Annotated in this window: 10 protein-coding genes; 6 read left to right on the top strand and 4 right to left on the bottom strand. The window is 44.0% G+C overall.

The window, feature by feature from the left end; genetic code table 11:
- The first annotated feature begins 159 nt into the window (after positions 1-159).
- Positions 160-1,428 (top strand): replication-associated recombination protein A, encoded by a 1,269-nt coding sequence (locus PYW33_RS14885; protein ID WP_004647177.1) that lies wholly within the window; start codon positions 160-162, stop codon positions 1,426-1,428.
- Positions 1,429-1,737: 309 nt separating this feature from the next.
- On the opposite strand, the gene purC is transcribed toward PYW33_RS14885, so the two are convergent.
- The 3 genes from purC to dapA are packed head-to-tail and all read right to left on the bottom strand — an operon-like array spanning position 1,738 to position 4,014.
- The gene (gene purC, locus PYW33_RS14880; protein ID WP_004281247.1) at positions 1,738-2,457 is read right to left on the bottom strand and encodes a phosphoribosylaminoimidazolesuccinocarboxamide synthase; all 720 of its coding nucleotides are present in this window, start codon (positions 2,455-2,457) and stop codon (positions 1,738-1,740) included.
- A 37-nt stretch (positions 2,458-2,494) separates the two neighbouring features.
- Positions 2,495-3,100: a hypothetical protein gene (locus tag PYW33_RS14875; RefSeq protein WP_004647178.1), complete on the bottom strand. Its 606-nt coding sequence runs from the start codon at positions 3,098-3,100 to the stop codon at positions 2,495-2,497.
- 14 nt (positions 3,101-3,114) lie between these two features.
- Entirely contained in the window at positions 3,115-4,014 is a 900-nt protein-coding gene (gene dapA / locus PYW33_RS14870) for a 4-hydroxy-tetrahydrodipicolinate synthase (RefSeq protein ID WP_004647179.1), read from the bottom strand.
- Between the two features lie 448 nt (positions 4,015-4,462).
- Here dapA and PYW33_RS14865 point away from each other — a divergent pair, with 448 nt between their 5' ends.
- The 5 genes from PYW33_RS14865 to ppk1 all read left to right on the top strand — a co-directional run bounded on the left by PYW33_RS14865 (position 4,463) and on the right by ppk1 (position 11,055).
- Positions 4,463-5,227, top strand: a complete 765-nt coding sequence (locus PYW33_RS14865) for an IS5 family transposase (protein ID WP_004645258.1) — start codon at positions 4,463-4,465, stop codon at positions 5,225-5,227.
- Between the two features lie 370 nt (positions 5,228-5,597).
- Entirely contained in the window at positions 5,598-6,803 is a 1,206-nt protein-coding gene (gene mhpT, locus PYW33_RS14860; RefSeq protein WP_004647180.1) for a 3-(3-hydroxy-phenyl)propionate transporter MhpT, read from the top strand.
- Between the two features lie 308 nt (positions 6,804-7,111).
- Positions 7,112-7,741 carry a bifunctional nicotinamidase/pyrazinamidase gene (gene pncA, locus PYW33_RS14855; protein WP_004647181.1) on the top strand — a complete coding sequence of 210 codons (630 nt, stop codon included), beginning with the start codon at positions 7,112-7,114 and terminating at the stop codon, positions 7,739-7,741.
- A gap of 125 nt (positions 7,742-7,866) precedes the next feature.
- Positions 7,867-8,814: a bile acid:sodium symporter family protein gene (locus PYW33_RS14850; protein WP_004647183.1), complete on the top strand. Its 948-nt coding sequence runs from the start codon at positions 7,867-7,869 to the stop codon at positions 8,812-8,814.
- Between the two features lie 177 nt (positions 8,815-8,991).
- A complete protein-coding gene (gene ppk1 / locus PYW33_RS14845; RefSeq protein WP_004647184.1) occupies positions 8,992-11,055 on the top strand; it encodes a polyphosphate kinase 1 in 2,064 nt (687 codons plus the stop codon).
- A 94-nt stretch (positions 11,056-11,149) separates the two neighbouring features.
- Here the strand turns inward: ppk1 and PYW33_RS14840 are convergent, their stop codons facing one another.
- Positions 11,150-12,403, bottom strand: coding sequence for a hypothetical protein (locus PYW33_RS14840; RefSeq protein ID WP_004647185.1), 1,254 nt, complete (start codon positions 12,401-12,403; stop codon positions 11,150-11,152).
- Between the last annotated feature and the right edge of the window lie 74 nt (positions 12,404-12,477).

Below are 12,477 nucleotides of genomic sequence, written 5' to 3'. Positions count from 1 at the left end.
TGTTCAAATTATTCGCTTTTATAGAGATTAATTCATTCAGAATTAAAAAAATAGAGGATATCTACATAAATTAATTTTTTATGCTTGATGTTTGCATTCTTGGAATCAAAACTGCTGATGTTAGAATGAGATCAGAATTTAGTTTGAGCCAATAATAACATGTCAGATAGTCATATCCCGCTTCCAGAACGCTTACGGCCACGCGACCTTACACAGATTATCGGGCAGGAACATTTGCTGGGAGAACATGCGCCCTTACGCCAGATGATTGATCAGGGGCATCTGCCTTCGATCATTTTTTGGGGACCTCCCGGGGTCGGCAAAACTACCATTGCCTTATTATTGGCTCAAGCGGTAGACCGGCCTTTTATCAGTCTGTCTGCCCTGAATACCGGCGTGAAAGAGCTACGTGAAATCATTGCCGAAGGTGGCGATTTGCTGACGCCAGTGGTGTTTATTGACGAAATTCACCGTTTTAATAAATCCCAGCAGGATGCATTATTAAATGCGGTCGAGAAAGGCAAAATTACCCTGATTGGCGCCACCACCGAAAACCCGTCTTTCGAAGTGAATAGTGCTTTGTTATCACGTTGTCAGGTGTATAGCCTGAATGCATTGAGTGCTGAATCGATTCAGACTTTGTTGACGCAAGCCTTGCAAAATGACTCTTTCTTACAGGAAAGACATATCCTGATTGAAGAATTTGATGCCCTGATCCAGTTCGCGGCAGGAGATGCCCGCAAGGCGCTGAATTTACTGGATCTGATTGCCAGTACCTTTGAAGCGGATATGGAAAATATCATTACCAATGCGGTGGTGGTGAAAGTGGCACAGCAAAATATTGCCCGCTATGACAAGTCTGGTGAGCAGCACTATGATTTAGTTTCGGCCTTTATTAAATCAATTCGCGGCAGTGACCCAGATGCGGCCCTGTACTGGATGGCACGCATGCTCAAAGGCGGTGAAGATCCGGTATTCATTGCACGGCGCATGTTGATTGCCGCATCCGAAGATATCGGCAACTCCAATCCAAATGCTTTGCTATTGGCTGGTGAATGTTTCCGTTCTGTGCAAGCCGTAGGCATGCCGGAATGCAGGATTATTTTGGGACAATGTACGGTTTATCTAGCGACCAGTGCCAAAAGTAATAGTACCTATCTGGCGATTAACAAGGCGATGGAACTCGCAGATAAAACCTCAAATCTGCCAGTGCCTTTGCACTTAAGGAATGCACCGACCAAACTGATGAAAGAACAGGGCTATGGCGTGGATTATCTGTATCCGCATAATTATCCTGAGCATTTTGTGCTGCAAGAATATATGCCGCCAGAATTGAAAAATACCAAACTGTATGAATCAGCACGTAATAAACGTGAAGTTGAAGGGGAGCGTTTACAGCAACGCCGTTGGCAACAGCAACAACAGTAGCAATAAAGCTGGGTATCTCAACTAATTGAACAGAGTAAAAAAAGCCCAATTCAAGGTGAATTGGGCTGAAAGTAGGATGTTTTTTGAGGGAGATAACATCCTAGAGGGTAGAGGAAAAATCTGGTCGGCAAATATGGAGCTAAGTGCATCAATTCACTGATTTGCCTGGTATGAGATAATATTAATGCAGATAGTTTTTGATGTAAAAACGATCATTTTAATAATAAAAATTTATTTTTCCGATTAAAAACCGGAAATAAAAAAACCGAGCTAAAAAGCTCGGTTTTTTCGAATCTGCGCATTTCCAGATTAGATGTTGTCCAGGTTGATACCTAAACGGCCAGCCACTTCTTCATAGGCTTCAACCACGCCGCCTAAACCTTGACGGAAACGGTCTTTATCCAGTTTTTTCTTGGTGTCTTTGTCCCATAGACGGCAACCGTCTGGAGAGAATTCATCACCAAGTACGATACGGTCGTGGAACACACCAAATTCAAGTTTGAAATCGACCAGAATCATGTTACCTGCGTCAAACAATGCTTTAAGCACGTCGTTCACTTGGTAAGTCAATTCTTTCATTTTCGCCAATTGTTCAGCAGTTGCCCAACCTAAAGCAATGGCTTGTGATTCATTGACCATTGGATCGCCAAGCGCATCATCTTTAAAGAACAATTCAAATGTTGGAGGAGTCAGTTCCTTGCCTTCTTCCACACCCAGGCGGCGGCATAAAGAACCTGCTGCATAGTTACGGATCACACATTCAACCGGGATCATATCCAGTTTTTTCACCAGCACTTCATTTGGAGTCAGTAGCTTTTCAAAGTGGGTCTCAATTCCCGCTTCTGCCAGTTTTTCCATGATGAAGGCGTTAAAACGGTTGTTCACCTTGCCTTTACGATCTAGTTGCTCAATTTTTTCGCCATTGAATGCTGAGGCATCATCGCGAAAGACTAAAATCAGATGGTCTGAACTGTCTGTGGTGTAGACAGATTTCGCTTTACCAGTATAGAGCAAGGTTTGTTTTAACATGAGGGAACCTTTTACAAAAAAAAATGCCTAGAAATGTCTAGGCTGGCCAATTTTGGTAAATCTGGTTGAGCAGTTCTGCAGCTTTTTCACGGTCGGCAAAACTGTTATCGGCATTGAACACAGCAAGGTTATTACTCGAACCGACAGAAGATAATCTTAATACATAGGTCTGCTGGTCGACCTTAATCGTGACTTCGTAACGATTTTTGCTCTGCGCAACGATGCTATGATTCAGACTGCTGAGGGTGGCAAGTGTATATTGCCAAATTGTAGCAGAATTTCCCTCAATTTTAAGCAGCGGATTAAGATTTCCGTCAGTGACCAACTGTGGTTGACCCACTGTATTGGTTTCGGTTAGATCAGCTGTATTTGAGTTTTCAGTCTGGGCTTGTGGGCGTGGCAAGGCAAAACGGTTGCCACGCTGGTTTTCAAGCTTCGGTGCATGTTCAATTGCAAGCGGATCAACTGTTGGAGCAGGATACAATGGCGTTGCAGGACGAACCATGGCGCCTTCAGGATATTGTAAAGCTTCCAGGGTAGTAGTCTCTTTATAGTCTAAAGTGCCGTTATTAAAGGCCATTGAACTACAACCTGCCAAACTGAATACTGAAAGTGTAAGGCTAAGTCCTAAACGTAATTGCATAATCTTGTGCTCTTTTATTTAATAACGCCCGCTTCGACCAGTGCTTCATGAAGCGGAGCGCGATATTGTTCTGCAAGTGGTGTTAATGGAAGGCGAATACCCGTACCAATTAAGCCCATGTCATGGAGTGCCCATTTCACAGGAATTGGGTTCGATTCGCAAAATAAAATATTGTGTAAATTTGCAACCTGAGCATTTAACTGTTCAGCTGTGGTTGCATCACCGGCAATGGCGGCAGCACACACTTCGCTCATAGCTTTCGGAGCCACATTCGCTGTGACCGAGATATTACCTTTGGCACCATGACCGATCAGCTGATATGCAGTGGCATCATCACCCGAATAAACAGTCATGTCTTTGCCTACAAGACCTTGTAGCAGTTCAGCACCGCGCGGTACATCGCCAGTCGCATCTTTAATACCGATAATTTGTGGAATATCCGCCAGGCGAATCACGGTTTCATTGGCCATATCCACACCGGTACGGCCTGGAACATTATAAAGAATCTGTGGCAGGTCAACAGCTTCAGCAATAGCTTTATAATGCTGATACAAGCCTTCCTGAGTCGGTTTGTTATAATATGGCGTTACCAGTAAAGCGGCATCTGCCCCTAGCTCTTTGGCTTCGCGGGTCAGTTCGATCGCTTCACGGGTCGAGTTCGCACCTGTGCCGGCAATAATAGGAATACGTTTGTTGGCCACACGAATGATTTCTTTGATCACCTGGGTGTGTTCACTCATACTGAGAGTAGAGGCTTCGCCTGTTGTTCCAACGGCGACAATACTGTTGGTGCCCTCTGCAATGTGCCATTCAACCAGCTTCTCGAGACCCTTCCAATCTACGCTGCCATCTTCAAACATAGGGGTGACGATTGCGACTATGGAACCTTGAATGGTCTGTGCTTGCTGAGTCATTTTAAAAAACTATCCTATTTGTCCATCCGAAAGGAATGAGAAAACATAAATTGGGATGGATTTGTATTTTGATTTATAGCAAATTCAATAGATTTGCATTGAATTGAATATTGCTTATGCAAATTATGACTGATCAAACGCATAAGAACAATATGCTTTAGTAAAAGCTACTGAATTCTTTATACAAAGCCTTTTGGAAACAATCAAGTAATAAATAAGATGATTTATAAAGCAAAATCCTGAGACCAAAGTTATGTCTCCAGTCTAGACAATGGAGGAGATTACCCCAAATGAACCCAATAATGATAAGGCTTGTGCAAAAAGATCAGCTGAAAACTGCCATTTTTATGCCTTTTAATTTTTGATTAATAGGGTCTGTTGACATTTACTGTTCAAAAAAATAGCGAGAAAGTAAAATTTAATCGCCAAACTAAATTTACTTCTCGCTATGCCTCGTACAATGCTGAATGATCAACACTGGTCTAAGTTACTTTCTATTTTCCGAAATTTTGATATCTATTTCAAATCTAATTTGAGAAATTTTGTCGAAGCAATACTTTATAGAATAAGAACAGGCTGCCCATGGCGTGATTTGCCTAAAGAATTTGGTTCGTATAACTCAATCTTTAAAAAATATAATCGTTGGTGTAAAAATGATAAGTTAATGAAAATATTTAAATTAATTTCTTCAAGTGCTGATATGGAATGGGTTTTTATTGATGGTAGTCATGTTCGGGCACACCAACATTCTGCTGGAATAAAAGATCAGGATATTTCTAAAAGCATTGGTGGAAATAGTTCTAAAATACACTTAGCTGTTGATGCGGATGGCAATCCAATCGAAATTATTATCTCCGATGGAACGATACATGATGTCAAGATTGCTCCCAAAATGATTGAAAAACTTGATTTGAGTGAAACGGAAGTATGTTGTGCAGACAAAGGATATGACTCTGAATCATTAAGAGAACAAATATCTGCGAAAAAAACTAAAGCGAATATTCCAAGAAAATCAAATACTCAGTCAAATAATGATCATATGGATTGGTATTTATATAAAATCAGACACTTAGTTGAGAATGCATTTTGTAGGTTAAAGCAGTTCAGAGGAATAGCAACACGATATGATAAGCTAAAGTGTAGCTATGAGGGGGCAGTTGCATTAGCTTGTATATTTATTTGGCTACCTTTATCGGGTAAATTCTATACTTGAAATGTCAACAGACCCTAGTTATATTGGATAAATTGAGACCTCGTACATCTTGATCGTACTCTCGTACCAAAACAAATAAAGCCAAAAACGACTAAGACTAATCTTTTTTAAATATCAATAAATTGAGAATTTTTTTTCTTATCGGTTAATTTTTTAACTTGATGTATAAGCTTTAAACTCTAAGTCTTGAACTTTATGATGTTCTGATTAAGTGTTTTTGCGACTTTATCAGTCAGCATCTTCAATTCATCTACTTCAGCTCCTTATGGAATATCCAAGCAAAACGTTCAACTTATTGATAGTTATTTCTGCAATCAGGCTCATAGATGATGGCTGTCTTTTGTAACGCTGATTGAACAAGGATAATCCAATGGAAAAATCAGACAATAAGCATGCTATCGTCACGGTCGCGATCTGTTTTCTGATTGCGGTGATTGAAGGCTTAGATATTCAGGCAGCCGGAATTGCTGCTGCAGGTATTCGTGAGCATTTTGGTCTCGATAGTTCCCAGTTGGGTGTGTTTTTTAGTGCAGGGATTCTGGGTTTATTACCGGGTGCACTGGTTGGTGGTCGATTTGCGGACCGCATTGGCCGTAAGAAAGTCTTGATCTGGTCAACAGCAATATTTGCTGTATTTACCTTATGTACGGTTTGGGTCAATAGCTTTAACAGCTTGCTGGCAATGCGTTTCCTGGCTGGAGCAGGTCTGGGCGGCGCGATGCCAATTCTGATCACGCTTGCTTCTGAAGCAGTCTCTCCACAAAACCGTGGCCGTGCAGTGGGCTTGATGTACTGCGGCATGCCAGTCGGCGCAGCGATTTTGTCTTTGATTGCGGCGACTGAATTTGGTGCCAACTGGAAAAATGTTTTCTATCTCGGTGGTCTGTTACCGATTTTTGCCATTCCGCTGATGATGCTATTTTTGCCTGAATCGCAGGAATACCTGAAAGCACAGAACAAAACGGCTGCAGAACTTGCCGTTACACCGAAGGGTTCATTTAAGGATCTGTTTAATTCGGACAACCTGTTGCGTACGCTGTGTATCTGGGTGAGCTACTTCTTTACCTTGATGGTGGTTTACATCATGTTGAGCTGGTTGCCATCATTGTTTATGGAACTTGGCTTTACCCGTAAAGATGGTTCAACTGCACAATTCTACTTCATGGTTACAGCGACGATTGGTACGATTATTTTGGGTATGCTGACCGACCGCTGGAAGAAAGCCTATGTGATCCTGTTGATGTACGGCGGTATTCTGGCAGGTCTACTGGCGCTGAATGGTGCAAGCTCGCTGAACCAGATGTATATGGCAGCAGCATTGGCCGGTGCCTTCGTGATTGGCTGTCAGGGTGTACTGTATGCCTTCGGTAGTATCGTTTATCCGACAGAAGTGCGTGGTACTGGTGTTGGTGTTGCATCTGCAGTTGGCCGTATCGGTGCCATGCTGGGGCCAGTCATTGCCGGTCAGTTATTGACAGCAGGTTTCGGTGCTGCGGGGGTCATTACTGCTGCGATCCCATGTATCATCATCTCTGCATTATGTATGCTGTTCCTGGTGAACCGCACTAAAGTGTAAGGTTCAACGATTTAAAAAAGCCTGCTCTTGCAGGCTTTTTTATTTTCTGAATTTAAGAATTAAATACACTGTTTTATTATTAAAAAGACTCATCACTTTATCTTAAAACTTATTTTTTTTGCAGAGATCTAGCTTGATACAAGCCCGGAACTCATCTCATATTTGTCAAAAACAATGAATCTATTGATCTGCTCATATACACATGCCGAGAATACACAGTCATGCCATTTTTAACCGTAGAGCTAAAAATCCTGAGGTATTTTGCGCTATGCTTGGGCATAAATCGAGATTTCAATGGATGAAAACAGATGCAGAATAATGTTGCTTTACTGGTCGTAGACGTACAAAGAGGATTTACCCCGGGAGGCAATCTGGCTGTAGCCAATGCTGACCAGATTATTCCAAATATTAATCTATTGGGGCAGCATTTTAAGCATATTATCCTGACCCAAGACTGGCATCCGGACAACCATATTTCCTTTGTAGACAACCATCCCGGCAAAGTAGCCTATGACAGTATTCAGCTGGATTATGGTACTCAGGTTTTATGGCCAAAGCATTGTGTGCAAGGGACACTCGATGCCGAACTGCATCCGGATTTAAATTTACCGCAAGCACAACTCATCATTCGCAAGGGTTTTCATTCCCAGATCGACAGTTACTCGGCCTTTATGGAAGCTGACCAGAAAACCACGACGGGTCTTGCTGGCTATCTGCGTGAACGTGGGATTGATACCGTATTTGTGGTCGGGATTGCTACGGACTTTTGTGTGGCCTGGACTGCAATCGATGCCTGCAAACTGGGCTTTAAAACCTATGTGATTGCCGATGCCACCAAGGGCATTGACCTGAATGGTTCCTTGCAACATGCCTGGCAGGATATGCTGTCGCATGGCGTGAAACGTATCTATGTGAAAGATATTGTTCAAGCAGCTTAACACTGGATAGGGATAGAACTTAATATCCCTTTGATCTTATTTATATTTGAATATAAAAATTCAGGCATCAACGGGTGCCTGTTTTATCTTGCTTTTTCTCCCTTAATGTCACCTGGATGAAACCCATGTCAGCCTTGCTCCAGTTTAGCCAATTTGTCCAAAAAACCTTTGCTTTATGGGTGCTGCTTTTTTCCGGCATTGCCTTGATGATCCCTGAAACTTTTGTCTGGTTACGGGCTTATATTCCGTGGATGTTGGGCATCATTATGTTTGGCATGGGTATGACCATGACGGTAGGCGATTTTAAAAGTGTCCTGCAAAGTCCGAAAGCAGTAGCGATTGGCGTGGTGGCCCAGTTTGTGGTGATGCCAGGTTTGGCTTTTCTACTGTGCAAGCTGTTTCAGCTGCCACCAGAGATTGCCATCGGGGTAATCTTGGTGGGTTGCTGTCCGGGTGGAACCGCATCCAATGTGATTACCTATATGGCCAAGGGCAATACCGCCTTGTCTGTTGCCTGTACCTCGGTTTCGACTTTACTGGCGCCCATTTTAACTCCGGCCATTTTCTATGTGTTGGCCAGTCAGTGGATCGAGATCAATGCCTGGTCGATGCTGGTGTCGATCTTACAGGTGGTGTTATTCCCAATTATTCTGGGCTTAATCGTACGGGCGCTACTCAAGCAAAAAGTCACGGCCTATATTCAGGTGATGCCGTTGATTTCTGTAATAGCGATTGTGGCAATTGTCGCGGCGATTATTGCCGGCAGCAAAACCCAGATTCTGGAATCCGGTTTAATGATTTTAGGAATCGTGGCCTTACACAATGGTATGGGCTATTTACTGGGTTATTGGACCAGTCGTATATTTCACTTGGCAGAAATAGACTGTCGTGCAGTATCCATTGAAGTCGGGATGCAGAATTCTGGTCTGGGTGTGGCCTTGGCGGCAACCCATTTTGCCGCATCACCACTTACCGCTTTACCAAGTGCCATTTTCAGTCTGTGGCATAATATTTCAGGGCCAGCTTTAGCCACTTATTGGGCTGCCAGACAAACTGAAAAAACAGACACCTAATTGCAGTTTGATGACAGCGCACAACAAGCCAGAGCATGATGTTTTATAATTTTAAAAATTAAAATATTAATTTATATCGATTTATCGGGCTTTGTAACATAAGTGTCATGAAGTCTGCCTAAGATCGCCCCTCAATGATGTGAAACAACAGACTGTAATCAGCAGCATTGAGAGGGCATGGAACAATTTCAGCATTCGTCAGCGACCTATTTTAATCGGGAACTTTCCTTATTTGAATTTCAGCGTCGTGTCTTGGCACAAGCACTCGATCCGAATTTACCGATTTTAGAGCGCTTAAACTTCCTGATTATTTTTTCCCGTAACCTGGATGAGTTCTTTGAAATCAGGATTGCCGGGCTGATGAAACAGCAAGACCTGAATGCGACTACCCGGACGCCTGATGCTGTACCCACCGAGCTGATTCTACAAGAACTGTCCCAGTCCATTCATGCCACAGTTAACAAGCAGTATGAGGTGCTGAATCATGCGATTTTGCCTGAACTTCAGGCGCAGGGTATCCAGTTTCTTCAATATCAGGATCTTCTGGAAAAACACAAGGCGTGGATTGCAGCCTTTTTTGCCAAAGAAGTACAACCGGTACTGACCCCGATCAGCCTGGATCCTTCACATCCTTTTCCACGTTTGGTGAATAAAAGTCTGAACTTTATTATCAGCCTAGAAGGTAAAGATGCCTTTGGCCGTGAAATCGAGATGGCAATTGTGCCGGCACCACGTTCCTTACCCTGCCTGATTAAAATTCCGGAAGATGTCACCGGAAACAATACCACCCAGATCTTTCTGACTGCGATCATCCAGCAGCATATCAGTGATTTGTTCCCGGGCATGAAAGCGACCGGCTGTTATGCCTTTCGGGTCACCCGCAATGCCGATCTGGTACTATCGGAAGATGTCGATGATCTGGCGGTGGCTTTAAAAGACGAACTATGTTCGCGCCGCTTTGGTCGTGCAGTACGTCTGGAAATTGAAAATGACTCTCCACAGAACATCATCGACTATTTGCTAGATGAATTTGATCTGACGGAACAGGAACTGTACCGGATTGATGGACCGATCAATTTGTCCCGCCTGAGTACCAGTTTTGAGCGTCCGGAATTAAAGTATCCGCATTTTAGTCCGGTCATTCCGAAAATTTTCCGTAAACAGAAAAGCATTTTTGAAATTTTGAAGGCGCAGGATGTGCTGCTGCATCATCCTTTTGATTCATTCCAGCCGGTGATTACTTTACTGCGGGAAGCGGCCAAGGACCCGGCGGTGCTGGCGATCAAGCAGACGCTGTATCGTAGTGGTCCGGACTCGGAAATAGTCCAGGTGCTGGCAGAAGCCGCACGGAATGGCAAAGAAGTCACGGCCGTGATTGAACTGCGGGCGCGTTTCGATGAGGAATCTAACATCATGGTGGCCAATATCCTGCAAGAAGCCGGCGCGGTCGTGGTCTATGGCATTGTCGGTTATAAAACCCATGCCAAAATGATTCTGATTGTCCGGCGTGAAAATCAGGAATTACTGCGTTATGCGCATCTGGGTACCGGAAACTATCATGCCGGTAATGCCCGCATGTACACCGATTATGGCCTGATGACCACACAGCCGGATATCTGTGAAGATGTGCACCGCATGTTCCAGGAACTGACTGGTATGGGGAAAATGGCCAAACTGAAAGCCTTGCTGCATGCACCGTTTACCCTGCATAGCGAATTGCTGAAACTGATTGAACAGGAAAAGGCATTTGCCCTGGCCGGCAGAGCCGCGCATATCATCATCAAAATGAATGCACTTACCGAACCGCAATTGATTGCTGCCCTGTATCAGGCTTCGCAGGCTGGGGTAAAAATTGACCTGATTGTGCGTTCAATCTGCTGTCTGATTCCACAAGTTACCGGTATGTCTGAAAATATCCAGGTCCGTTCAATCGTAGGACGTTTCCTGGAACATACCCGGGTTTATTATTTTGAACATGGCGGTGCCAAGAAACTGTATTGTGCCAGTGCCGACTGGATGGGCCGTAACCTGTTTTCCCGGGTGGAAACCTGTTTCCCGGTGCTGGATCCAGAGCTGAAAAAACGGATTTATAAAGATGGCCTGATCAGCTATTTAAAAGATTGTCACAATGCATGGGAGTTAGATGCCGAGGGTCAGTGGCATAAAGTCCCCTGTCAGGATCCGGCCCAGCCTTATAATGCCCAGCAATATCTGCTGGAACAAAAACAGTTAAAAATTTAAGAGATAGGCCAAGACACACTGGCGTATTTGTTTTGTACCCATAAAAAAGCCGGATGTTGGATCCGGCTTTTTTAATTAAAACATTCAAGGATATTTATGAGGCTTTGGACTGTTTGGATTTTAGAATTTCAGTTCTAAAAGTCTGTGCCAGCTCGGCGCTTTCAGCATCCATCCCATTCACCACAAAAGCGTGACGGGTCAGGACATTGGTTGGATTCGGCATGCTGACCAGCTGGAAGTGATCACTCACATCTTTCAGCAAGGTGTTCGGTACATGTAAGGCACTTTCTTTCGCGACCAGATGCTGAGTCAGGCGCTCAGCGGCCTGTACCGAGCTGAGCTGCATCTCCTCGACTTTAGAGGCAATCGCGCTACGGGTTTGTAGCACAAAACGTTTTTCTTCACGATAGCGTTTATACAGCACTTCCGAAAGCAGCTGGAACACGGCACTGATCATGGTCAGGCAGGCCAGGGCATTCGGTTTGTCTGCCGCGATACTAATGGTGGCACCTTTTTCATCAAATTTATGTACGGTACAAATATCAGAACTATTCAATTTATAGCGTTGCACACAGAGTTCGGTGGCTTTATTCAGGAAAATCTGGCAGAGATTGAAATAAGGCACTGAAACGGTTTTATTCACGCTATCCAGTAATTGTTTTGGATCGTAGAACTGGATGTTTAAGCTCAGGCTATCGCTCTCCAGTACCGCCGGCTTATGTTCTTTTTCTTTGGCTTTATTTTTCACTGCCTGTTGGGCTTGGGCAATCGCCAGTGCCGCATTATGCTTTTCCTGTTCCAATGCCTGGGTCAGGGTCTGAATCTCGAATTTCAGCCGCGATTCGTTATTGATGCGCGCCAGATATTCAGTCCGGCTTGGACGGGCAATGGCACGGTAAGCCACCCAGATTAACGCGTGAATAATGAACGAGAACAGAATCGCCAGCCATTGCGTGCGCAGAATTTCACCAATACTTGGTTCAATCAGGGTGATTTCAATCACACCGACTTTTTTCTCGTTTTGCAGCGCATCACGGACAAAAACTTCACCCTCGCGAGTTTTGGTCAATCCACCAGTGGCTAAAACCTGAGCTTTCGCATCCAGAATTCGAATGGAAGCTACACTTGGATTGGTGGCATAACGATTTGCCAGCAAAGCCAGAGAAACGCGGTTGGGCGGTTCAAGCTCAGACAGGCTGTCTGTCACCAGTTGACTGGTGATCAGCTGTCCCTGATTGGCACGGTTTTCATTCAGTTGGTGAGTGGTTGCCAATACCAGTAAAAAGGTATGCAGAGCAAAACTTACAATCAATAGGCTAGCAAATAGCCCTTGTCTAGGCGCATTCAACGTAAACTTCCAAGGCAATTCTGTTCAATTTCGATTATGATTCTAACAATAGTTGTAGCTCAGACCCGAGTCAA

The organism is Acinetobacter lwoffii, assembly GCF_029024105.1.
GTDB classification, from domain to species: domain Bacteria; phylum Pseudomonadota; class Gammaproteobacteria; order Pseudomonadales; family Moraxellaceae; genus Acinetobacter; species Acinetobacter lwoffii.
Note: the sequence above shows the minus strand (reverse complement) of the source record. Positions and strands in the feature narration are given on the sequence as shown.